The sequence below is a fragment of the Bradyrhizobium sp. ISRA464 genome (assembly GCF_029910095.1).
Lineage (GTDB): Bacteria > Pseudomonadota > Alphaproteobacteria > Rhizobiales > Xanthobacteraceae > Bradyrhizobium.
In genome coordinates this window covers 6,783,815-6,807,581 of record NZ_CP094526.1, presented here as the reverse complement: position 1 = coordinate 6,807,581, position 23,767 = coordinate 6,783,815, and the positions used below count along the sequence as shown (strand labels likewise).

The 23,767-nt window shown below is 58.3% G+C and carries 23 protein-coding genes; 12 read left to right on the top strand and 11 right to left on the bottom strand.

Going from position 1 to position 23,767, the window contains the following annotated elements:
* Positions 1–29 precede the first annotated feature (29 nt).
* The 6 genes from MTX19_RS31650 to MTX19_RS31625 form a co-directional block, all read right to left on the bottom strand.
* Entirely contained in the window at positions 30–923 is an 894-nt protein-coding gene (locus tag MTX19_RS31650; protein WP_280980772.1) for a hypothetical protein, read from the bottom strand.
* Between the two features lie 115 nt (positions 924–1,038).
* A complete protein-coding gene (locus MTX19_RS31645; protein ID WP_280980771.1) occupies positions 1,039–1,269 on the bottom strand; it encodes a nodulation protein NopA in 231 nt (76 codons plus the stop codon).
* 71 nt (positions 1,270–1,340) lie between these two features.
* Positions 1,341–1,616, bottom strand: coding sequence for a hypothetical protein (locus MTX19_RS31640; protein ID WP_280980770.1), 276 nt, complete (start codon positions 1,614–1,616; stop codon positions 1,341–1,343).
* A 579-nt stretch (positions 1,617–2,195) separates the two neighbouring features.
* Complete coding sequence (locus MTX19_RS31635; protein ID WP_280980769.1) at positions 2,196–3,986, bottom strand: HrpF/NolX family T3SS translocon protein; 1,791 nt, start codon at positions 3,984–3,986, stop codon at positions 2,196–2,198.
* A 1,227-nt stretch (positions 3,987–5,213) separates the two neighbouring features.
* Positions 5,214–5,459 (bottom strand): hypothetical protein, encoded by a 246-nt coding sequence (locus MTX19_RS31630; protein WP_280980768.1) that lies wholly within the window; start codon positions 5,457–5,459, stop codon positions 5,214–5,216.
* 9 nt (positions 5,460–5,468) lie between these two features.
* Positions 5,469–6,125, bottom strand: coding sequence for a nodulation protein NolW (locus tag MTX19_RS31625; RefSeq protein ID WP_280984938.1), 657 nt, complete (start codon positions 6,123–6,125; stop codon positions 5,469–5,471).
* 133 nt (positions 6,126–6,258) lie between these two features.
* On the opposite strand from MTX19_RS31625, the gene MTX19_RS31620 reads away from it, so the two are divergent.
* The 11 genes from MTX19_RS31620 (at position 6,259) to MTX19_RS31570 (ending at position 15,289) form a co-directional block, all read left to right on the top strand.
* Complete coding sequence (locus MTX19_RS31620; protein ID WP_280980767.1) at positions 6,259–6,870, top strand: nodulation protein NolB; 612 nt, start codon at positions 6,259–6,261, stop codon at positions 6,868–6,870.
* Positions 6,871–6,891: 21 nt separating this feature from the next.
* Positions 6,892–7,749: a type III secretion inner membrane ring lipoprotein SctJ gene (gene sctJ, locus MTX19_RS31615; protein ID WP_280984937.1), complete on the top strand. Its 858-nt coding sequence runs from the start codon at positions 6,892–6,894 to the stop codon at positions 7,747–7,749.
* Positions 7,750–7,759: 10 nt separating this feature from the next.
* Positions 7,760–8,389, top strand: a complete 630-nt coding sequence (locus tag MTX19_RS31610) for a nodulation protein NolU (protein WP_280980766.1) — start codon at positions 7,760–7,762, stop codon at positions 8,387–8,389.
* Positions 8,386–9,009 (top strand): type III secretion system stator protein SctL, encoded by a 624-nt coding sequence (sctL, locus tag MTX19_RS31605; RefSeq protein ID WP_280980765.1) that lies wholly within the window; start codon positions 8,386–8,388, stop codon positions 9,007–9,009. Before MTX19_RS31610 ends, sctL begins: the two co-directional genes overlap by 4 nt.
* An 80-nt stretch (positions 9,010–9,089) precedes the next feature.
* Positions 9,090–10,361 carry a type III secretion system ATPase SctN gene (gene sctN, locus MTX19_RS31600; RefSeq protein WP_280980764.1) on the top strand — a complete coding sequence of 424 codons (1,272 nt, stop codon included), beginning with the start codon at positions 9,090–9,092 and terminating at the stop codon, positions 10,359–10,361.
* Positions 10,337–10,873, top strand: a complete 537-nt coding sequence (locus tag MTX19_RS31595) for a hypothetical protein (RefSeq protein WP_280973405.1) — start codon at positions 10,337–10,339, stop codon at positions 10,871–10,873. The genes sctN and MTX19_RS31595 overlap by 25 nt, the downstream gene beginning before the upstream one ends.
* Positions 10,873–11,991, top strand: a complete 1,119-nt coding sequence (gene sctQ, locus MTX19_RS31590; protein ID WP_348637526.1) for a type III secretion system cytoplasmic ring protein SctQ — start codon at positions 10,873–10,875, stop codon at positions 11,989–11,991. Before MTX19_RS31595 ends, sctQ begins: the two co-directional genes overlap by 1 nt.
* Positions 11,984–12,649, top strand: a complete 666-nt coding sequence (gene sctR / locus MTX19_RS31585; RefSeq protein WP_280973404.1) for a type III secretion system export apparatus subunit SctR — start codon at positions 11,984–11,986, stop codon at positions 12,647–12,649. The genes sctQ and sctR overlap by 8 nt, the downstream gene beginning before the upstream one ends.
* 1 nt (position 12,650) lies before the next feature.
* The gene (locus MTX19_RS31580; RefSeq protein WP_280973403.1) at positions 12,651–12,923 is read left to right on the top strand and encodes a flagellar biosynthetic protein FliQ; all 273 of its coding nucleotides are present in this window, start codon (positions 12,651–12,653) and stop codon (positions 12,921–12,923) included.
* Positions 12,924–13,439: 516 nt separating this feature from the next.
* On the top strand, positions 13,440–14,255 hold the full coding sequence (gene sctT / locus MTX19_RS31575) for a type III secretion system export apparatus subunit SctT (RefSeq protein ID WP_280980763.1): 816 nt from the start codon (positions 13,440–13,442) through the stop codon (positions 14,253–14,255).
* Positions 14,252–15,289: an EscU/YscU/HrcU family type III secretion system export apparatus switch protein gene (locus MTX19_RS31570; protein WP_280980762.1), complete on the top strand. Its 1,038-nt coding sequence runs from the start codon at positions 14,252–14,254 to the stop codon at positions 15,287–15,289. Before sctT ends, MTX19_RS31570 begins: the two co-directional genes overlap by 4 nt.
* 159 nt (positions 15,290–15,448) lie before the next feature.
* On the opposite strand, the gene MTX19_RS31565 is transcribed toward MTX19_RS31570, so the two are convergent.
* The 5 genes from MTX19_RS31565 to MTX19_RS31545 all read right to left on the bottom strand — a co-directional run bounded on the left by MTX19_RS31565 (position 15,449) and on the right by MTX19_RS31545 (position 22,753).
* Entirely contained in the window at positions 15,449–16,081 is a 633-nt protein-coding gene (locus MTX19_RS31565; protein ID WP_280973399.1) for a CpaD family pilus assembly lipoprotein, read from the bottom strand.
* A 9-nt stretch (positions 16,082–16,090) separates the two neighbouring features.
* Positions 16,091–17,482, bottom strand: a complete 1,392-nt coding sequence (locus MTX19_RS31560; RefSeq protein WP_280978225.1) for a type II and III secretion system protein family protein — start codon at positions 17,480–17,482, stop codon at positions 16,091–16,093.
* A 65-nt stretch (positions 17,483–17,547) separates the two neighbouring features.
* Complete coding sequence (locus MTX19_RS31555; protein WP_280980761.1) at positions 17,548–18,237, bottom strand: response regulator transcription factor; 690 nt, start codon at positions 18,235–18,237, stop codon at positions 17,548–17,550.
* A 2,170-nt stretch (positions 18,238–20,407) separates the two neighbouring features.
* Positions 20,408–21,241, bottom strand: a complete 834-nt coding sequence (locus MTX19_RS31550) for a YopT-type cysteine protease domain-containing protein (RefSeq protein WP_280980760.1) — start codon at positions 21,239–21,241, stop codon at positions 20,408–20,410.
* Between the two features lie 558 nt (positions 21,242–21,799).
* Positions 21,800–22,753 (bottom strand): hypothetical protein, encoded by a 954-nt coding sequence (locus MTX19_RS31545; protein ID WP_280985639.1) that lies wholly within the window; start codon positions 22,751–22,753, stop codon positions 21,800–21,802.
* Positions 22,754–23,394: 641 nt separating this feature from the next.
* On the opposite strand from MTX19_RS31545, the gene MTX19_RS31540 reads away from it, so the two are divergent.
* Complete coding sequence (locus MTX19_RS31540) at positions 23,395–23,757, top strand: cytochrome c family protein (RefSeq protein ID WP_280980758.1); 363 nt, start codon at positions 23,395–23,397, stop codon at positions 23,755–23,757.
* Positions 23,758–23,767: the final 10 nt, after the last annotated feature.

Genomic DNA, 23,767 nt, shown 5'->3' with positions numbered 1-23,767 from the left:
ACAGTTTCCTTATCTGTGGGGCTGCAACGTTAATAAGGCAGAATAGCAACTTGGCCATTCCGGCTCAGCAGCACACGCCCTTCTTCGATCCCATTGACTGTCCATCCATTATTCAACAGCGCGCCCACGAAATACTTTTGACCAGAGATGACGAGATAAGGGTCGCTTCCGCGCCAAACAGCTTGGACAGCAATGGACGACGGCGTCTTTTCCTCCCTGACGGCTACTGCATTGACAAGCGTATAAGCGCCATTGCTCTGGCGATCGAACCATTTCTGGACTTCCTCCCATTTCGCAAGAGAGGCGGGCGCAAGGGTGCCATTGGCGGTGACAACGCCCGTCCCAGAACCCACTTTGATGTTGAGAAGGCCCGCTCTATCAACTTCCTCTTGCAGCCGTTCGGCCGCTGCAACCGTGGTCAGAGCATCAGCTGCGTTAAGCGCCGATCGTGGCGCAACTGCCACGGCAGGGGAGGAGCCGGAGCTAGGTGACGCAGCGCTGTCGGTACGAACGAAAAGCGTTGAGAATGTGCCGGCCGTAACAGAGCTGAGCAGGACCAAGGCGAGCGCGACGATCGACACACGCCAGCGGTCGGTACGGCGGGCCGGTTGAGAGTCTTCTATCGACCAACGAATGGACATCGCGCCGGCGTGAATGACGGCGGGAAGAGGGACAACGACGCGCTCGTTCGGTGCAATGTTCTCACCTCCATCAACCCGGATTTCGTTGGCAAGAGCCTCGATCTCGATGGCATTGCAATGTGGAGTGACGCGCAGGTGATGCCGTTCGAGGCCTTGCTCGACAAATACAAAATCCGCATCGAGGCCGCTGCCAATCAGGGTTGGTCCGGCCTCTGCTGTGCCCGTAAGTCCGCAATACGGTCCCGACAGCACTTCGAAACGGGGGCGATTCTGTTCATTCACGGCCGGCCTCCTGAACAGCGAACAGAGCCGCACGGCAACGCCGTACGACTCAACCCGAGTTCGCAGATTGCGCACCTGGGAAAAGTGGGACGACAGCGTCGTCCCACTTCAACTATTATTGAACCCGCTCGTCGGCGACCTTCTTGACGGTTGAAAGCTCAGTTGAAACGACGCGCACTTCCACGTCCCTCTCAGCAGCCTTCGTGCTGGTGGCGGTCAGGGCCGCGAGTTGCCGATTGAAGGCCGCTTCTCCTGCGGCTTCAGCAGCCGCGGAACCAGCCGCAGAAGTGATAGTGCCAGCTGCCCCACCTGCAGTCGAGGTATGAGACGCACCAACGTTAGGCATGTTGTTTCTCCTATTTGTAGGGTGTTACCGCCATTTGCGGCTCCTCTTCGCTGACGCCGCAACGCTCGACGTCAGGAATCCTCGGCAGTCTCAGCCATTACATCGTCAAAACGGCTCATCTGACTACCTAACATTTGGGTGGCGATGGAGCCGAGGGCGACGTTAAACGCTTGACGCATTGCCGCATCCTGCGAGTTATCGGCTGGATTGGCCACGCTATCGAGCGGGCTACCTGCACCCGGCGATTGGCGATGATTGCCATCCGCCCGTGCACGGTCTTTGCCGCCACGATTCGCATGCACGTCGGTATCAACGTGCCCACCGCCGCGTGCGTTCGTAATCCGCATCGGGTTCTCCTATCTCGTTCCAGTTAAGCCAGTGGAGGCAACTCTCTCTGCTGACCTCATTGTGGAAGCATTAGCTTTCGACAAGCTGACGAATTAAAAAAAGATGGAGCGAGCCAATGACAAATCGTCGCTCTTCACGACGATCGCGATCAGTCCGGTTTCGCGTGGTGTCGAGCCGGTGCCGACCCTCGTGAGGCAGTCTCCAGCCTGTTCCCGGTCTGCACGAACTGCAGAACGGGCTCTCCATCTCACATTGTAACCGTGGCATTCGATCTCCATCCGCGTCTTCCGCCGGTGATTGCAGTCTCGACAACTTCAGAGTTGCTGACGAGAGCCGGATGGCGCGCGATTAAGGTTCGGCAACTACGAGCCCGACTTGACGTCGATCGTGTGTCGGTGCGCCGAAAGGCAGATAACGAGGCGGGAACCGATGAAGCGAGTGCTAGACCGCGGTCGCGAATTCGCCGGCAAGCTTGCGGGGCCTGCTGATCGGCAGGGGGACCCGACTGCGCGAAGACCACGCAAGCTCGCCTACATTATTGTCCTGCCATCATTCGAGAGGACGGTGTGCCGCTCCGACTAGCTGTAAACGCCGCCGGCTTGCGTCCGCTCGGACTCGATGCGAGCCTTCAGGTCGTTCAAATAATTTTCCGCGTAGGACTGCGCCATCGAAACCGGCAGGTTGATGCCGGCTGTCGCCGCTTCTTGAATGGCCTGTTTCACCAAGCCTTCGCGCATGGCCAGTTTGACCTCAGGGCCGGCTATACAGCCCACCGCCTGAGCCGCAAGACTGAGGCCGGCTTCTTCCAGCGCTTGTTTCAAGTTGCCGCCTGTGATGGCTGTGTGCAGAAGATTGGCTGCTTGCGCCTCGCTCTCGAGCACCATTGACGCCAGATCGGCCAATTCACCCAAGCCTGGAATGACGCCAAGTACACCAACCGCCGTTGCGGCCCAGTCGATCACCTTCGAGCCCACCTTGAGCACATCGTCAAGCACGTGCATGAAGGCGCCCCCGTTCTTCTTGGGAGACTTGATATCGGGCTGATCCTCCACGCCAATCATCATGTCTGCGACAGCGGACTGATCGGCAGCCGTTTTGGCGACATGCGTCTTCAAGTGATGGGGCGTGCGGTTGGCAGCCGACATGTTGCTGAAGAAGTGGGTGAAGTCGTTATTGCTGATGTTGCCGGAATCGACCGTATGACCGCCGCCGAAGTCAAAGACCTTATGGTGGGTCTTGTAGCCTGTGATCGAATTGTTCAGGAGCCCGAACAACAGAGGATCCGACAGCAGCTGTGAGGCCGCCTGTCGTACCTCGGGAGCCAGGCTCTTGTCATCGACCATGCTGGCGAGCTTGTCCCGCGTCAGGTCGCCCTTTCCGAAGAAAGCGGCTTGATTCTTGTTGATCGTGTTCAACGTATCCAGCTCGGTCTGCGAGAGGTTCATCGACGATGAAGCAACCTGCAGGAAGTCCTCCTTATGGACTTTATCTATCGAGCCACCATACAACTGTTTCCATTCGTTGGGATGATCGAGGAAGTATTGCGCGGCTGCGACAACCTGCGGCGGACATTTGCCGGTTTTGGCCTCGCCGTCGACGATCTGCTTGAAATCCGCAAGGCTCAGGTTCTTGGGCAGGTTATCCGAATACCGATAAAGTTCGCGCAATGCATCGTTTTCGCTCATAACCGATGGCTGACCGCTTCCGGTGCCGTCGGATGGAATGTAGTTGTGCTCGTAGCGTCGCGCCTGCTGGTCCTGGAATGCGGCTACCTGTGCGTGATGATCGGAGAAGCTGGAGAGGTCATCTGCCTTGATCTTGCCACCGCAGCGGCCGTCGCCTTGCGATCCTATCGCATAGAAGAGTTCCGGGTCCTGCTGCAGTGCTTCGATCGCCGCCTTGAGATCCGGCGGTGTGGAGGGATCATTGGCCAAATCTCCAAGCGATTTCCAATCCAGCGGGCACTTGTCTTTGTGACGGTTCAACACCGACACAATCTGCAACTCCGTATCAGTCAGAGTGCCGCTGTTCCATGTAATCCTTGAGCTGGGTACCGGCGCCGCCGCAATTCCAATGCTGCCCGCAGCCGGCGCGGGCGGTGGAGCTTGCCCAAATCCATCCAATGCTGCCCTGAGGTCTGGCGGCAAGATATTTCGCGTTTCCTGCGTGAGCTCCTCCGCCAGTTGCTTGGCTGACTCTGCCGCCTCCGTATCCTGCGGTACCGAGTGATCGCCCGTCTTATCTTTCAAGGAGCAACCGGCCAGAATCGCCTCGAAGCTTGAAAGCTCCCCGGCTGACGGGAGGCCCGGAGCAAGCCCGGACAAAGTCACCGTTGAGCAAGCGGTTAGCGGTAGGTTGTTGACTGACATTATACTTCCTCTGATGTGAGATTGCACCACAAGCCGGTCGATGGCGCAGCGGGAAATCGCGCCGGACAACGAGCAAGAAGATCGATAGGCGGAGTCCAAGAGCCCTTGCGGTTGCTCAGCACGTCCCGAGCGCTTGGTTCCGCTACAATCTATCGGCACATCGCCGTCTAGCTATTCACGCTGTTATGATAGGTGGGATTAGCTTTCGAGAAGCTGACGGCTCTCAGAAGAATTCGCAACGAGCCAATGAAAGAGAAGTAGCCGACGGCTATGGCGCACAATACGTACCTTAGTCTCGTCATGCTTGATCGTGTCCTGACGCGGCACATTGGCGGAATCAAGAACTCGCGGGTGCTATCCTGTAATGGTCGCGTTCGGCGATTTGCGCGACAAGCTCGGACCGCCGACATCCCATGCCGGACTTAATCGCGTTGCGACGCCTGCGTCTCCGCCACAAGGCTATCTGCATCTGCTCCATTGCCGCGGCGAAGTCATGCGACCAGATACTGTTTGCCGGTGCAATTCCACGATATTATTGCCATCGTCGAGCATGTTGAGCGGAGGTCGACGGTGGCCTCGAGCGCGACCAAGCTGAAATGCTTCAGCGTTTATTCCTTATCATCTACGTTTGGCCGCCCGGCGGACCTTCGCTCGACTCTCGAGGCCAAAAGCCAGGGTCCAGTGATGGTCTAAGACGAATCACCCCATCTTCTCGCCATTCGGCTGTGTGAGGTACACCCAGGATAGTGAAAGTCGTCATCGGCAAGGCCTTGCTCGGCATGACAAGGCCACTTCCTAGCATGTCGATCTGGGATCGCGTTGCGGTTTGGCCAGTGAAGACCCAGTAGTCCTTGGCGCGACGTCCGTCCCTCAGGACAAAATCTCCGAGTTCTGGCGGCGCATCACCGGCGCGTGACGACGGCTCGACTTGCGATGGTCCGGCTTGAGGCGGCCGGCCCCGCATTGGCCCGGGTTCAAGCTCCTGCCAAACTGGATCCTTGCCGCGATCGCAGCCGCTCGCGAGGGAGTGCGCAATCGGCTGTTGGGAGTTCGAGCGGACGCCGGCGCCTGATGATGGTTCGGCGTGCGAAGATCCGGCCTCGAGCTCCCGCCAAATCAGGTCCTGGCTGACATCGGCGACTTCATGCGGCGCTAACAGTTCGTGTTCAAAGTCGCTCGGATATTGGCGCGATGAGGAATTTGGCTCCGGGCTCGCGTCTGTTCGGCTTATTGAGTTAAAGTCCATCCTGTTCCACCTTTCAGATCACAGACCGGCTCGAGGTTGGGAGGAGTTGTTCGGAGCAGCGCGCGGGGAGCTAAACTAAACTTGCCGTCAAGAATGATGCTGCCAGCCTTTCCGGTTCGATCGTCTGTCATATCGACGTCTATCGCGGCGCTCGTGCAGGCTCCCATGCTGGCAGGATCAGCTTTCGAAAAGCTGACAAAGCGGCATTGAATTTTCTCGTAGGCCACCTCTTGTCATCAGTGATCTGGGCCCGGCGCGTGGACGACGCCACCTTGATGCGGCCCGGTGGGCGACATAGGGGCCTCTGGTCGTCCATCACGAACCACCACGCTTGAGGATCCGCGAAACAGCATTAAAACCGTCTCGTGCGAAGGCTTTTCGACGATCGGGCTTCGCCGCGCCTCTGCCTCCGCTACCAGGGCTTTGAGCGTCTGGTCCACGAGCGCGACAAAGCGAGGTGGACCAGACGCGAGGACGAGGCCATCTCCCGGTACAGCTTTCAGGATATAGCGCTCATCAGAGATCTTAAGTGCATCGAGCGCCGCCCTGAATGCATCGAAAGTGATCGGATTCAAGTCGAGCAGGCGGCTTTGCGCCTCGCGCGCGTCAGATACGTACAGCACCAATCCATCATAGTACCACTGAAGATTGTAGAGGTTGGTCAAATGGTCGAGAAACGCTCTCGGAGTGAGATCCGGCATCCGCCCCCGAATTCTCCCCTTCACCTCGGCGCTGACGTTGACCCGAATATTCAAGTTGTTGCTGAATTCCTGGAGCGCCGCAGCGAGGTCCTGATCCAGGATCGTATAGCTATAAGGTGTCGATGGCAGCGGTAGGTCAGCGCCGAGCGCCCTAACGATACCCAGCGAAATAAAAACCCAAACGTATAGCATGGTCTTCAAGATGTGTAGCCTCGTGGCTCGGGTGGGTGTGCTTGGAATTTGCGCTTGAGACCAGCCATCGAAACTCGCCCAAAATTGGAAATCGAAAATTTCGCCCAAACTGGAGACCAAGCGTGATCTTTAGATGACGATCTTGGCGATGCTCGTCAGCTTTTCGTCAGCTCTCTTGGCTAGGGTGCTGGGCCGATCAAACAAGCGGCTAATCGCATCACGTGAGAGCTATGATTTCATGTTTGGCGTCACTCCGATCTCCGCCGGCCTTGTCGAGTGCCTCTCCAGGGCCTGTTCACCGACGCAGGCCGAGTTTCAGCAGAAACTTGCACAGGTCGCCTTGCATCAAGATGTCGCCTCTTCCGTGACCGATGGCGCCTTGGCTCCACAAGCCGTGGAACTTCAGCGTGCCGTCGCGCCGGCAAATCCAGTCGGCGATCGTATTCTTCAGAATCTATCTGTCTTGCACCAGGGCAAACCATTTCCCTCGGGTGCAATCCCTTCGATGATCGGCGGCGAGCCTATTCCTGCGAAAAGTCTCCAGCTTGGGCCGGCCGCGCAGCCCGTCATGCGGTCGCACGAAATGCAGGTTCATTCCATCGGAAAGCCGGAAGGCGTGGATAATTTCGAAGTGATGCTGTCGAATTTGCGGGATGTTTACAACAGCGTCATTCAGGTTTCGCTTATCTCCAAGAGTGCCGGCACAGTGAGTTCATCCTTGAACAAGCTGCTATCGTCGGGCTGAGCGACCTCGATGGCTGTTTCGATGCAAAGAGAGGTTGGTCGCAACGTGCCGGCGGGAAGCTGGTTTCATGTTTTCCTCGTGCTGCCGCTTCTGCTTTTGCTGGCCGGTTGTAAGGCCGATCTCTACACTAAAGTTCAGGAGCGTGAAGCCAACGAGATGCTGGCGATCCTCCTTAGCAAAGGCGTCGACGCTGTCCGTGTTGTCGCTAAGGATGGGACGAGCACGATTCAAGTCGAAGAAAAGCAGCTCGCCTTTTCGATCGAGATGCTGAACGAGCAGGGTTTGCCGAGGCAGCCTTACAAGAATCTCGGTGAAGTGTTCAAGGGATCGGGCTTGGTCGCCTCTCCGGTTGAGGAACGTGCCCGTTACGTCTACGCCTTAAGCGAAGAATTGTCGCGCACGATCAACGATATCGATGGGGTGCTCTCCGCCCGTGTCCATGTTGTTCTGCCGAAGAATGATCTTCTGCGACAGGATTCGACACCATCCTCGGCGTCAGTCTTCATTCGTCACAGCTCCGATGCGAAGCTCTCGGCTTTGCTGCCGCAAATCAAGATGCTCGTGGCCAACAGCATCGAAGGGCTCTCCTACGACAAGGTCGCAGTTGTGTTCGTGCCAGTCGAGCGGGCTCAGCATGAGCTGTCGCCTGCGCCTGCCGCGACTTCGGCCCAGCCGGCCAAGTTCTTGTCAGCGCCCTCCATGCTTGCCATCGGTGTCGGAGGCGTGGGCGCAGCGTTCGGCATTGTGGCTTACGTGCTGCTGAGCACACGTGCGCGCCAGCTCGGTCAATCATTGCGCAAACTGACAAATCTCGGTGGAGCTTCGAGTAGACCGGTGGTCCAAGCCGTCGGCAAAAAGCTAACCTCCGACGTGAGATAGGTAAAATGCAGTGTCGGTATCGACGTCCGCCGAACCAAATCAATCACTCGACCCGCATTCCGATCGCCTGCGCGAGCTTGCTGTCTTGATCCATCCGAGCCGTTTTGCCGCACATCTTGATGCGCTGCTGTCGGCTCCAACAGTGCTGAAGTTGCAGAATTCTTACAGGCTGCAGAAAAGATTCGCGGAATTGGTGTTAGGCAGTGAACTGGTCTCGAAAGGAAGTAACTGGGGGACAGACGTTCTAGCCGGGCACGATCCGCGTCGGGTGGCGTTGCTCGCTGGCAGCATCTGGCATGCACGTTCGGTGCTCAAGCTGGTGTCAAAACATGATCTCACGATTCTAATCGGAAATATCGGAACGGAAGCACATGCCTTCGGTATCCGACACTTATCCAACGCCATCGCAACCATGTCGATTGCCGATCCGGAGCGACTTTCGCACCAGATTGAACATGATGGATATGCATGTCTTGGCGCTTGGCTTGAAAATGCGTCGCAGCTCGACCGCGCCCGCGTGCTTCTCCGCCTGCCTGTAGGGTCCTCCGCGGAGACCCCTGCCAGCGAACACCACATCGCCGCAAGCCAATTGCTGTCTTTGGTGATGCAGCACCTGGCGACGGAGACACCAGCGGCATGATTGTCACTGACCCAGCGTTGCCAGAAGCGCCCCAGATACGTCCGCTTGGTCCACTCATACCGGCCGCTGAACTCGGGATATGGTACGATGCAATACGGACGCGCGCACTGGCAGAGCGGTATCTACAGCAGGTTCGCAGCTGGGCGAGCAAAGCCTATCAGCGCGAGCGTATGCGTGGCCACGCCGAGGGCATGAAGGCAGGCTCGGACGAAATGGCGCGGATCGTCGCCCGCGCAGCTTTTGAGTTGGCGCGGCGAAAGGCCGTTCTGGAACGGGAGTTACCACAGCTCGTCCTTGAGATCTTGAGCGATTTGCTAGGCTCCTTCGATCCGGGCGAGATGCTGATCAGGACCGTTCGTCATGCCATCGAACGAAGCTGTGGCGGTGCCGAACTATGTCTTCATGTGTCTCCATTGAATGCCGATGCACTGACCCGTGAGTTCGCAGCATTTGATGGAACGGATGGACGGCCCAAAATCAGAATTGATCCCGATCCGGCGCTGACGCCGGACCAGTGCGTTTTGTGGACCGAGTTTGGCAATGTCGATGTGGGGCTTGCCGCGCAGCTGCGTACTTTGCGTCTCGAACTTGGCTCGTCTTCTCGGATGGGTGAACCGTGACCGTGTCGCGATCAAGCGACCACGACGCAGCTGGAGAAAAATCCGTCCACGCTGCGTTATCGTCTTTGCGATCTGCGGCAATGCAGATCGATACGCGTGCTGTGCGCGGACGAGTCAAACGGGCAATCGGCACGTTGCTTCACGCCGTGCTACCAGGGGCTCGCGTTGGAGAGATTTGCGTGTTGCAGGATCATGGTACGGGATGGTCGCTTGAGGCCGAGGTGATCGGGCTGCTTCCGGACGGCGTGTTACTCACGCCAATCGGCGACATGGTGGGTTTATCTAGCCGTGCGGAGGTGGTTCCGACCGGGCGAATGCAGGAAGTATCGGTCGGTCCCGATTTGCTCGGCCGCGTGATCGATAGCTTTGGCCGGCCACTCGACGGCAAGGGCACGGTAAAGGCAGCGCACACTCGCCCGCTGCGCGGCGCGGCGCCCAATCCAATGACGCGGCGCGGTATCGAGCAGCCGTTTCCGCTCGGCATCCGCGTGCTGGATGGACTTCTGACGTGTGGGGAAGGCCAGCGAATCGGAATCTATGGAGACGCCGGTTGCGGCAAGTCGACGCTGATGTCGCAAATTGTAAAGGGAGCTGCCGCCGACGTCACGGTGGTCGCGCTAATAGGCGAGCGTGGACGTGAGGTACGTGAATTCATCGAGCGTCACATTGGAGAGGCGCTCGGTCGCACGATCGTTGTCGTTGAGACGTCCGACCGTTCGCCGATGGAGCGCGCGCAATGCGCCCATACGGCGACGGCACTCGCCGAGTATTTTCGTGATCAAGGACTGCGCGTCGTTTTGATGATGGATTCATTGACGCGCTTTAGCCGCGCGATGCGCGAAATCGGCCTTGCCGCGGGCGAACCTCCCACGAGACGCGGCTTTCCTCCCTCGGTATTTGCGCTACTGCCCGGTCTGTTGGAGCGCGCCGGTATGGGCGAGCGCGGCTCGATCACGGCTTTCTATACCGTGCTTGTCGAAGGTGACGGTACAGGCGATCCAATCGCCGAAGAGACGCGCGGTATTCTCGATGGTCATATCATTCTGTCGCGCGCGCTTGCGGCGCGAGAGCATTTTCCCGCCATTGACGTGTTGTCGAGCCGAAGTCGCGTCATGGATGCGGTCGTCTCGGCGCCACATCGCAGGGCGGCATCCCTCTTCCGCGATCTGCTCTCGCGCTACAATGAGGCGGAGTTCCTGATCAAGGTAGGCGAGTACAAGCCGGGTAGCGATCCGCTAACGGACCGGGCAATCGGCTCAATCGAGGAGCTGCGGGCATTCCTGCGCCAGGGCCAACATGAACCGTCCAGTTTTGAGGAGGCCGTCACGTGGATGTCGCGTCTGACCGCCTGAATCTCGTCGAAGCCGCAAAATTGCGGCTCGTGAAGGACATGAGGGAGCGAAGTGCGCTTCGGGAATTGTCCAACATGGAGGGCAAGCGCCGCATCGCCGATGAAAGGGTGAAGCGAGCTTCCGAGACGCTTGCAAGCGCCGAGAAACATCGCGCAAGCGTCGAAGCCGAACTTTATCTGCAGCTGTCATCCATCGAAGCGATGTCCGTCACAGAACTCGATCGTCGCCGCCATCTCGTCATTGAACGGCTCGCAGCCGGCATCGCATCGGCACGTCAGGCGCTTGAGGAGGCCTGCGTCGCTCGAGAGCAGGCCGAGACGGAAGTGGCGGACGCGCGGGCTCTGTGGACCAGGCGTTTGGCAGCGCGCCGTAAATGGGAACAGATTGAATCTGATGTTCACAGTACAACCAATGCTCGTTTGGAGTCCGCCGCCGAAATCGAGGCCGACGATGAGGTTTTGCTTCGCTATCAGTGCGGCTCGTCTGGGCGGGCGGTCGGCGATTCGATCTAATGGCTGATTCACTGATCTCGGCGCGAGCTCGCGGTTCTATACAAATGGGGTCGGCAAATACTCGGGGCGAACCGTTACCATTCGAACCACCGCTAACGCTGACCCACGAGGTCGTCTCGTGGGTCAATGAGGTCGCCGCGCCGCGCGTGGTTCTTCAGAGCCGCCTTGGCGACAATCCCCTGTTCGTGCGCATGAGCCGGCTTGTCTGGCATGCAGAGCCATCGGCCGTCTCGATGCTTGACTGCGTAGTTCGCGTCGGGGACGACATGGCGATCTTGTCTTTGCCGTGTCGGCTTGCCGAGGCACTGATTTCGACGGTGCAGCAAGGCCTTACTCTACCTTCCGACCCAACCCGTTCGCTCCTTCTCGAGCTTGCGCTTGAATCGTGGCTCACGCGACTAGAGGCCTTGTTCGCGCGAGATTTACAACTTGTCCGCATCGACGAAGCACGGACAGAAGGGCCTTATCTAGAATTCGACACTGCCTACGGACCGCTCACTGACAAGGCGCGCCTATTCCTGTTCTCGCCTCTCGATCGTCGGGTTCCCCCTGCATTCGGGATCTTAGCCCAGCTGCTTGGCCAACTGCCGCTGGAAATGCCTAAGCTTTCTCCGGAGTTTCCTGTCACGGTCGCGATAGAAATCGGCTCGCTTCGTGTGAGCATCGCACTCCTTCGTCAAGCACAGGGTGGCGACGCGCTACTGCCGGACATCATTCCCTTCGCTCAGCACATAGTCATCCTCAATGCGGACAAGCTATGGGCTCCGGCTCAGGTGGCCGGTGCCAGACTGGTCCTACAGGGGCCGTTCCGCCTGCCACCCCATCCTCTAGAGTGTGCCCATATGACGCCACGACCTCAAGCGCAGCAGCTGGTTCCGCCATCGGAAGCCGACATCGACAATATTGAGATCACGCTTGTGTTCGAATGCGGTCGCTGGCCTATACCGTTAGGTACGTTGCGAAACGTCAACGAAGGGTATGTGTTCGACCTCGGGCGACCGCTTGATGGTCCGGTCGACATTCTTGCGAACGGTCGATTGATCGGCCGCGGCGACATCGTGCGTGTCGGTGAGGAGCTGGCCGTCAGGTTACGCGACAGGTTGGCGGTCAATGAGTGACATTCAACCAAGCATCGTTGCGCTTCTCGCGGTGACGGTCGGCCTTGGCCTGCTCGCGTTCGCGGTGGTCACAACGACCGCCTTCATCAAGGTTTCCGTTGTTCTCTTCCTGGTCCGTAACGCGCTCGGGACACAGTCGATACCCCCGAACATCGTTCTGTATGGCGCTGCATTGATCCTTACCGTCTTCATTGGCGCTCCAGTATTTGAGCAGACCTACAATCGTCTGACCGAACCGCAACTTCGATATCAAACGTTCGATGATTGGGTGACCGCTGCCAAGGAAGGGAGCGAGCCGCTGCGCACCCATCTCAAGAAGTCCACCAATGAGGAGCAGCGTTCGTTCTTCCTCTCGTCGACAGAACATGTCTGGTCGGAGGAAATGCGCAGCAACACAACGGCCGATGATTTTGTGATTCTGATACCGTCCTTTCTGATATCGGAACTCAAGCGCGCCTTTGAAATCGGCTTCCTTCTCTATCTTCCATTCATCACGATCGACCTGATCGTAACGACGATCTTGATGGCAATGGGAATGTCGATGGTTTCACCAACGCTGATCTCCGTCCCTTTCAAGCTCTTTCTGTTCGTTACGATCGACGGCTGGTCGCGGCTCATGCACGGATTAGTCCTAAGTTACGCAACGCGGGGAGGTTAAGATGGATGAGGCCAGTATTCTCACTCACCTGAGCCGATCGCTCGTCCTCTTCATGATTTGGGTTCTACCGCCGCTCATCGCGGCTCTCGTCGTCGGATTGGGCATCGGCATCATCCAGGCGGCAACGCAGCTGCAGGATCAAACCTTGCCGCTTACCGTCAAACTCCTTGTTGTTGTTGCCGTGCTTGTTTTGTTTTCTCCGGTGCTGAGCGCGCCACTTATCGAACAAGCCCAGCAGATCTTCGCGGAGTTCCCAACTCTCACGAGGTATTAACAAGTGGAACGAAAGAGTGAGTGTCCGGCACAGGGCCGCCATCGCCATCGCTCGTGTGAATCACGAGGAGATTGTCCGTCAGCTTATCGAAAGCGAGCCTCAGTAGCATGAGCAGAAGACCGCTACTTCGATCGCAAGCGGCCTTAACGATTTCGCCTCCGAAAGAGTGCTGCTCGAGACCGGAAAGCGAGGCGTCAAGATCGATGATGGCTAGGACGGTTGGCAGACGCTCGAACGATGCGTTCGGCGTGAGAGGTCAATAGAGCCTGGTTTGTCAGCCCTGCGGGCCCTGAGGGCGGCTGGTGCTATCCTTGAAACTGGCCATGTCTCGTCGCGGGGGAAGCCATGGGAGGCAGTTGGGGCCGAAGTGATCTGCCTTTCACATCATGGGCGCGTCACCTTGCAGGATCTGGAGCGAAACGGACGGATTATCTGCGACCTTCTTGAATTCTAACATCATGGCGCGGCGAGCGTGGCTGGTTCGATTGGCCGAGGCGAACGATCAACAGACTTCAAATGCATAATGTGTCCTTCACCGAGACGCAGAGTCTGATCCAGACTGGTACCGAGTTCATTATTGCAGCAGGTCTTGGTGCAGCCCGGGCCCTCGGCATTATGTTGGTGCATCCCGTGTTCACGCGGCCGCACATTAGCGGGATGATCCGCGGAAGCTTGACGATCGCGCTTGGGCTGCCATGCTTGGCTCATATCAGGCACAGCCTGCAGATGCTAGATCCGGGCACTCGTATGGTCGCAGTCGCGCTGCTCGGTCTCAAGGAGATATTCATCGGCCTGCTGTTCGGCATCCTGCTCAGTATACCACTATGGAGCATTCAGGCAGTTGGTGACATCATCGACACCCAGCGCGGTATTTCGAGCCAGGTGGACGATCCTGCGACACACAGCCAAGCCTCGGCGACAGGTCTTTTTCTCGGGACTGCTGCAGTTACGATTTTCGTTCTATCTGGAGGTCTGCAGACGATGGTCAGGTGCCTCTACGGCAGCTATCTGATCTGGCCCGTGGATCGGCTACTACCACCCCTCACCCAGCAAGGGGCAATGGAATTCGTAGCGCTTCTCGATCATATCATGCGTACGACCCTGCTGGTCTCGGGGCCTGTGCTGGCTCTGCTGCTCCTGATTGAGGCATCGCTCATGTTGCTCGGGCGCTTTGCCCCGCAAATCAAGCTGAACGACCTTTCCCCGACCATCAAGAACGCCGCGTTTGGCGTCATCATGGTCAGCTACACCGTCTACCTCATCGAATACATGGGAGCGGAGATCACCCAGTTCAACGGTGTGCTGGAGTGGCTCGAGAAGTTCTTGAAATGAACGATTCGAGCGAGGAGAAGAAGCTTCCACCAACTGCCAAGAAGCTACGTGACGCCCGTAAGAAAGGCCAGCTCGCGCGCAGCGGCGACTTCGTGAGCGCGTTCAGCATTTGCGCCGGTTTCGGCTGTCTATGCCTCAGAGCGGGCTCGATCAAAGATGGATGGCATGAAGCGGTGCGGCTCGTCGACAAGGTACAGGCGCAGCCCTTCAACGACGCGGTCGCGCAGGCGCTGATCGGATTGATCGAACTCTGTATGGCAGCCGTCGCCCCAATTATTGGGGCGGCCGCGGCCGCAGCCGTTCTGGCCAGTGTCCTGGCCACTGGTGGACCGACATTTTCTGTCGAGCCGCTCAAACCAAGCCTTGAGAAATTGGATCCCATCAAAGGGTTGAAGCGGCTTTTCTCTCAGCGATCGCTTGTAGAGCTTGGTAAGTCGCTGATCAAGGTGCTCAGCCTGGGCGCAATCCTTCTTCTTACTGTGATCGCAAGCTGGAAGGCGTTGGTATACTTGCCTGTCTGCGGAATGGGATGTTTCGGCTTCGTCTTCCAAGAGCTCAAAGTCCTGATCGAGATTGCGGCCGGGGCCTTTCTGATCGGCGGCTTGGCTGATCTGCTCATTCAGCGCTGGCTATTTTTGCGCGACATGCGCATGACGGAGAGCGAAGCGAAGCGCGAATCCAAGGAACAGCAGGGCAATCCGCAGATCAAGGGCGAACACCGCCGGATCCGTCGCGAGGCGGCAAACGAATCCCCGATCGGCATTCGTCGAGCCACATTGATACTGACGGGACCCGCGACGGTGATCGGGCTGCGCTACGTTCGCGGCGAGACCGGAGTGCCAGTGCTGGTGTGCCGCGCTGAGGGCGAACTTGCTTCGCGGCTGCTTGAAGAGGCGCGGGCCCTGCATCTGACTGTTGTCCAGGACCATGTTTTAGCGCGTGAGTTGATCCAAAAGGCGACGATGGGGAGGGCCGTTCCGATTGCGTGTTTTGAGCGGGTCGCAAAGGCAGTCTTTGCTGCCGGCCTGGTGTAACTTCGCGTAAGGTTGATGCGCTGTATCCTGGTCAAATACACAATTTGATCGAAAAGCGGCGTAGTAATCACAGAAGTGGCTGGTCCCTATCGCGAACCTAGCGACCAGAACATGAGCCGACACTGCATGTCATGCTACGAGTATGGGCTCGTGATCCGCTCATGGGGATTCCGGTGAAGCCCTGTCATGAGTTCCACCTTCCGATCTGCTGCCGCTGTCCGGTGTGGAGATCTCACGAGCGGTAAGGGGGCGCACCGCACGATCACCACGCGTTGGCATGACGGCACTATTCCCCAGCAAGTCGCCAGGATCGTTGATCATGACTCCGAGATTATTCCGGACCGAGCAGCCCAGCGTCGGGTCAAAGGAATTATCGTCAGTTGAGGGGCCGACGATCGAAATCGGCCGGCAAACGGGAGGCCGTGCTTCGTAGATAATTGCCTCGATCCGTACACCGAAATGGGCGGGTAAATCGACGGGTGAGGCAGCCAAGCGAATATTATAAGGGGCAACGCCCATTGCGCGGGCCTCATGCGCCACTTGAGCAATGAGCCGGGGTGAGCCAGTGACGTCGAGATGGAGGGCATCCCGCCGACCGCGACTTGCCTTCGCAATGAAATCCCGCAGGCGATACCTCTCGGCACGACGCAGGCTGCCTAGGGACAAGACGCTGGTCTTCTGCTCCACTTCGATCGCTTGTTCGGGTGGCCCGAAAGAGCTCGGACCACTATTTGTGCATCCGCCTACCGCTACGCCAATAGCCAACAAACAGCACAGCTGACGTAAGATCATTGTCGGTCCTCATTCGATGATGAAGCCCGCACCGCCGGCCGTGCCCGGTGCTGCCATGGGGGGAGGGGTGCGGCCTCGCGGCGAACTTGCCAATGTGTTTGTTAAAGTGCGGCCGGCGTCCGAGGGCGGTCCGATACGGCCGGTGGGAGCGCTTATCTTGCCCGGATTCGAAGCTGGCCGCACGATATAGGGCGTGACAACTATGACCAGCTCCGTCTCCTGCTTCTGAAATGACGATGAGCGAAACAGCGCGCCTAAGATCGGTACATCGCCTAACCAAGGAAAAGCACCAATGTCGGTGTTGAAATTGCGCCTGATGAGCCCTCCAATTGCAAAGCTTTGACCACTGGCAAGCTCGACGACGGTACTGGCACGCCGCGTGGAGAGACCAGGCACAGAGATTCCGTTGACGCTGACCTCACCTTCTTTCGACAATTCGCTCACTTCAGGCTTCACGTGGATATTGATCTGATTGTTGCTGAGAACGGTCGGAACGAACTCCAGGCTGATGCCAAATTGACGGAATTGGACTGAGACCTGCCGATTGTCCTGCATGACCGGAATGGGAAATTCGCCACCTGCCAGGAAACTTGCTGACTCTCCGGACATGGCGGTAAGATTAGGTTCGGCAAGTACCGAAGCGAGGTGTTCGCTGGCGAGCGCGTCAAGAACAGCGCTGATATTCGCGCCGCCGACGCCGAATCCGATATTTGCCGTGCCGCCGCCGCGTGCCGCGGCGGTACTGCTAGGTCCACCGCGGCTAAAGCCAAAAACGAACGTGCCGTTTTGACCTGAGACGGAGAGGTTAACGCCGAGCTCCTTCATGGCGCTGCGCGAGACTTCGGCGATGCGCACGCTCAAATTGACCTGTAATGAGCCGGCAACCTGAACCTTATTCACGACCAGTGCGCCCGCACCGAGAAATTGCTCCGTCACCTTCTTGGCGGCATCAACAACATCGGCGTTTGGTGCCGTCCCACTCAGAATCGCGCCGCGTGGGGTATAGCTGACTTGGATTGGATAGTCCCCGAGTTCGGCCTTGAGCGCGGCACGGAGATCCTCGACGGGTTGCCTGACAACAACACGAAGCTCGGCTAAAGCTTCTCCATTGTCGTTCAAAGCAAACAAGCTGGTTCGCCCCGACTTTTTTCCGAACACGAAGATGGTCGTGTTCGACGGCGCCTGATAGTCGGCAATCGCCGGGTCGGCAACAAAGATGCTCGCCGCCGGCGCAGGAAGATGGATAGTCTTACCTTGAGAGGAGGCAAGATCGAGGGTTCCGTTGAGGCTATCAGCAGTGGCGCGCGCCGCCCTCTGAACGCCATCGCGTTGTGTCTGAGCTGCAGCGCACAATGGAAACAGTAGCGCAGCCGCGCACGAGATGTACGGCACGGCGATCATCCGGCGTCCAGCGTCACGACGAGAGAAGGCCTTCAAGGCTGTCTTTGCTTTCATGTTCGAGCGAGCTACGCCGCTGACGCGGCATTACTCAGCGCAAGGGAGTAACCGACGCCGCGCGCGGTCTTGATGGTTAGCGTCGCACCTGATTCGCTCAAAATGCAGCGCAAGCGGTAGATTCCGACCTCAAGCGCGTTGGTCGAGACATGGTCGTCGAAGGCATATAGGCTGTCTTCCAGTGAGGATCGCGGTACGGTACGGCCAGCGCGACTGAGCAAATGCTCAAGTATACACACTTCTCGGCGCGCAATTCTCAAGATGCGGTCTCCAACCGAGACTTGTCTGGCGACTGGATCGAAATTAAGATTGCCGAACGTAACGAGCGGGGCTGTCATTTGGGTTGCCCGTCGCAAAAGAGCGCGCATGCGAGCGATGAGTTCGTCGGTCGACACGGGCTTTGGCAGGAAATCGTCAGCGCCAGCGTTGAAAACGGCAATCCGCCTGCCGAGCTCATTCAGGCTGCTCATCATCATGGCCGGCGTCGAACATCCCTCGCGCCGCAAATGTTTCAGCCAGCTCAAGCCGTCTCCGTCTGGAAGAACCAACTCCAGCAGGAGAACGTCGTAGCTAGCGCAATCGAGCGCGGCTGCCGCCTCGTCCAGGGTGCGCGTCAGATCGACCGCAAAACCGTGGTTCAATAGCGCTTCCTTCACTGCGCGCGCAAAATCCGTATGGTCGTCGACCAGGAGAATTCGCATTTGATTGCCTTTCGTCCATCACCTCCAAGCTGAGCGCGTCACGATTGACCACGATCTCGGGCGAATCTGAACAACGGCTGCTTCGGCACGAGCGTTGACGAGTGGCGACCACGAGGACTGGCATAGTGAGCCGAGATCAATCTCACCCGATCCATTACCGGCCGATAACTGACCGCGTGCCCGTGACCGCACGCGTCGTCGGCGATGCTCAAAGTGCATCTATTGCCTGCAAGCCTGACGAAATTATTCACTGCATCATGCGCCTTGATGAACCGCTCGCGCTTCTGCGCGCCAGTGGCAGCAGTGCTTCCGGTCATCGACCTGTTGGGAGAAGTGTCCTTGGCGCAAATGCGCGCGGTCGAAACCAATGTAAAGAGAATGTCCGGGGTTGAAGTTGAACAGAGACAAGAAGTTGGCATTTGGAGCTCCCAAGTTGCCTTAGTCCGAAGTCGGCCTTGCTATGCCGTTGACCTTGTGGCCTCTCTAAGTCACGGCAAATGCAAGTATCGCATTTGAAGGCAGGTGACGTGTCGCAGCTGGCCCATGTGTCGGAAGCCGCTAGACGAAACGACCGATGCGCGTTCGAGCTAAAGACAAGTTCTCTCGATAGCCGGCAATCCGACCTGGCGAACGCGAGCGGTGCAGGCATCCGATCGCCTACAACATCGCCGGTGCTGCAGCCCGTCGAACACGGTTGTTGCGCGACGAGTGCGATCCCAGGTCTGCAACGTCACGCACCTAGTTAGGCGGTGTCGCCGGCCGGATGTCGTCTCTCGCCACGAACAGCGACGGATTGATCGCATCTCAAAATTGGGGCGGGGTTGCGCGCGGCGAGGGCGAGCAGAGGGTTGCGCGTCCTGATCTCGATCGGTACGCGGCGTTCCGGCTGCAACGAACCCACCGACAGTTCCTGCCCTCTGTGCATCGGTGACACCGACAGGGCGTCTTCGGGAGGAGTGCTCGACAAGCGTGGCCGAGCCGGCCGGCGCGACCTTGAGACATTGAGACATTCGCAATTCTTGCTACCTGCCAGAAATGTTGGCGCGACACAGAACGTCGCGACTTGTCAGAAAACTTACAATCTGACGTTACGTGCGGTTCAAGCCCATTCGAGCGGTGATTACGTCAATACCTACGAACTTGTAGGCCTCCTGACGCAGCGATGATCCTCACTCTGGGGCGTACAATCGATCTGCGCGTGGGCAAGTCCAGCGCGCCTTGAATTGGCAGGCATTTTGTCGATCGAGGCGTCGCACGGCCGACGTATGGCCGCAGCAAGTGGTGCGCATGAAAGGCAATCTTTCTTGAGTGTGTTCGGCGACGCGACGCGGTGAATCGATCCGCGTTGCCGCTGCCGCCAGCAGCCAGGTTGCTGTTGAACCGCATGTCACGATCTGAACAAAGGAAGGTCGCGTTCCGGACGCAAGCATGGGTTCGCGAAGATCACATTCGCCGGCAACTGGTCTGAAGGGAGAATCGATTGTCACACGGCGCTCCTGAACGCTGCTGCGAATGGACGCGTGACTATGGGCCCTTCGGGCAAGATTGGAAAAATCGATTGTTTCGATGGAACACATCCAAGTGACGAATGGACAATGAGGCGATACCCCCGAGCTCCCGGGCGCGTCCTCGACAGGCAGCAGGGCAGGCCGGACACAAGCTGACCTTCAACGAGGTTGCGAGCCTGATCATTACGAGCGCTGCGTGGGGGAAATAACCTTCTAATGTCGGCAATAAAGGTCTGTAGCGAAGGATCGCATGGGACCGCTGTTCGTTCGAAGAGGTGCGCGTTGGCGAGGCAAGCGCGGCTGAACTAGGGCGTGCGAGCCGTGTCAGCCCGCAGGTCGCGCTACGCGGGCCGGGGACCTGTGATCGACGTGTAGCGGAACGTGCGCAGGCGCATCTGGCGGCGCCGCGATGCGTGCCTTGAGCGTATCGCAGCGTCAGCGCGTCAAGCTGAGCTGCTGACACGTGCTGGGCCACAGTGGGCCGCCGGGATGAAGCGAGCCCATTTGCAGTCGGAGGCCCCCCTTCTTCGGACGGGCCTATTTGAAGTCTCGTGGCTTGGATAGCAGGCGCTGCCTGCTATGCGACAAGAGGCCGGAGCCGGCTCGAATGCGTATCCGCGCCTTGCATGAGGCGCACGCCGTGGGCAATCCAGAATCGCTAGTTAGGCTATCTTTTGCGTGACGACAGTCGATATAACGAGCCCATTGGGGTTCCTGTAACGTTCAGCGAGACTTTTGAACAAGTCACCTATCTGGCCTGATCGGACGGTAAATTCTCCATAGTTAGGATCAAAGAGAGTGGTCATTCCATTCGAGGTCGACGTTGTGATTGTGTGTGCGTCGCCGCCGGCGAAACGCAGGCTGAGCAAATAGATCGAACCGTTTTCAGTGACTTCGTTTACGAGCTGCGCGTTGCGCGAGGACGCGCTAAATCTATGTCTCGTCTGTTGTCCTGATGGTTCCAGGCCTGCTTCCCGCAACGTCGTGATTTTCGCTTGAAGATTGTGCGAACCTCGTGCCCTGTCGCTTCGCAATTGTGCCTTGAGGTCTTCATAGCGCTGCTGCCGCGTTGCCGCAGAGGCGTGGTTTTCCGAACCCGGTCGCAGCGCACGCATTCGCGATGACGGACTGCTGTGACGATTGCGGAGCCACTCCGCGGCCAAACCGACGCAGATGCCGTTGACATTCGCCTCAGGCAAATCGGCGGTCCTGTAATCGAACAGAGGGCGGATCGGCCTTGCGGGAGAGGATGGACTGGAACTGGAAGAGAGAGAGGATGTGCTGAGGTCGAAGGAGCTTGGGCTGTGAACGTTTGCATCCGAGGTGTTTGGCCTGCTGCAGCAGAGTCCCATTCTGTCGGACAATTCCCCTGGTGAGGAGGCCTCTCGCAGCGCGAGATCGGCAAGTGTTTCCGTAAAGTTACGGCTGTCCGTCGATTGATTCAGCGGGTCCGCTTGATTGGCGCGCGTGGATGAGTCGCTGATCCGATGATACATGGCGATTCTCGTGTCCCTTCAGCGCACGGTTCCTCGTGGTAAGCACGAGGCTGCTTAAGCTGTGCTGAACTAGATAATCAAGCAAGCTGACGACGAACTGACGGGCAGCTGTGCGCTGCTTGGAGCGGAGGAGGAAAGCAATCGTCTGGTTGGGGCCGCCCGGCGGAATTCGGGCCCCGGGAGGAGTAAAGTGGGCTGGGGTCTCGATGCTTAGCTCACTTTTCTGCGAACGGCCCGGACATGACCCGCGGTCGTTCGTGATCATGACGTGCATCGCCATGGCGCTCTCGTTCAGCAGTGTCTGCGGTAAGCGCCTGGGTCTTCGCGTTTCGTAGGGCGCCGGACCAGGAGGACAGACGCAGCCTGATCGACAGACTGGCACAGCCGCCGTTGCTCGCCCAAGAGCCGATATCACCGAGATGCCGATGGTCCAAAATGCAACGGAGCGGGCTGGCGGATGTGATGGGCGAACTGACGACCCTCTCCGAGATGCGATAAACTGCTCTCGGCATAACCCGACATGCGCACGACCTCCGCACGCGAAAGGCGATCGACTATTTAGTCAGTGCTCTCAGTCTTGAACGGATTTTCTTGCTTGGCGGTCCGATAGGCCTCCAGATCGCCGCCCAAAAACAAGCGCTCGGTCTCCCGGGTGGGTGTTCTACCCAGGGAGCACATCAGGTCCACATCCGCATCTATGTTCTCGTGATCGTCGACATTCATCCCGAGCGCAATGCTGCTCAAGATCTGGTCAGGGGTCCAGACCGCCGACTTCGGTATAGTGTAGGTGTGCAGCATCGTCGCGTTATTGGCGATTGCTCGGGCCCACGGATCGCGCGACGCGGACAGTTTGGAGGGGTCCTCAATCAAAGACACAAAAGGAGAGTCAACCTTGCCGCGCATATGCCATCCAGCCTGACGCGCCAGAGTCATAGGATATCGTTCCGGATGATCTCCAACGGAGGAGTGTTCGCGCGCCGCGTCACGCACATACGATATTGCGCTGGTCTCGGCTGCTCTGCGCGGCTTGCAATCGCCATCCGCGTTCTGAAACCGTCTCAGCTCTACATACGACGATCCAACAACGTCGTTGAAGATGCGTTCGCGATCGACGCCGCGGTCTGCAGGCCCAGACGCTGATGACCACGGTGCCGATTGCTGCTCGGCAAGTTCAATCTCGTTCCTGAGTGCCGCGAGCGTCGCCCCAGTCAGCGTTGCGGCAAGCTGGGCGCGCGCGCCTACAAACGATGAAGCCGAGCAGCGTTCACTTGGGCGAGGCCCGTTGGTTGCAGTCGAGGATGGTCCAATCCCGGGATTGGCCGATGAGGAAGCGCCGTCTGACGTTCGGTCGACCGGGCGGAAGCGATCGAGCTGCTGCTCAAAATCCACCTGGTCCTCGGACGGGTGCGCCGGCGAGCCGGCTTGAGCGCTCGCATCGCCGGTCTGTTGCCGCTGCGGCTCAAAATCGCGGGCTTTGGCGACTTCTGGGCCGTGCCGTGAGTCGATATTCATTTGCTCTCTCAAGTTACAGGTCCGTTCAAGAGTTTTTTGGTAGAAGCAGCTTTCGAGAAGCTGACGAGTCAGGAAGTGAATGATTATTTCGGTCGTCGGGCAGGCTCTTCTGGTCGGGTGAGGGGCGCGGGCCCCCCTTTTTTGGGTGCATCTTGTGACGCTCGACGTGCATCGCTCGCAGCCGGAGCGAATCCATCGAAAGCCAGTTTCGATACCAGTGTTGGCTTCGAGAACTGATGGCCATATTGCCCGTTGCGTGAATGCTGCGCCTCGCTCGTGACTCGGCCCGTCTCGGATCGCGGGCATTGTCCTTTCCATCGAGCGCGAGGGGCCTTGCAGAGAATGCGTCGTCTCCTGCGCCAAGTTGGTAGCATTCGACACGTGCCGGCTGAAACGGCGGAATCGCCACCGAGATCGGGCTTCCGATGGCGATGCTGAGATCATCCGCAAGTACCACTGTCGGAAAGCCGCTCGCCGCGATCAGACGACTAACGGAGAGGCACGCAGCAACCGGCAATCAAACTGCGAGACGACGGGAAAGGCTTGAACCGCACGTGGCGTGAAGTTGTAGGCTTTAAGCACGACCAAGGGCGACCCACGCAGTCATCTCGACTCCGGGCAGGTGCAAAAGGGATAAGTTGATGAAACGGATTGCTCTCGCGACCTTGCTAGTCGCCGCCGGACTTGAGCAGGCAAGAGGTCAAACCCCAGCCGCCGGCGAAATGGTGTTCACGGCCTGCAAGCCTTGCCACCGGGTCGGCGACAGCGCCAGGAACGCCGTCGGCCCAACGTTGAACGGGCTGATCGGGCGGAAGGCAGGATCGGTCGAGGGCTTCAGCTATTCAGAAGCCATGAAGGGCTCAGGCATCACGTGGGACGAGGCAACGTTTGCCGATTACATCAAGGACCCGAAGGCGAAGGTTCCCGGTACCAAGATGGCGTTCCCTGGACTCAAGGACGCCCAGAAAATCGCGGATCTGATCGTTATCTCATACCTTCGATAAATCGCCGGTC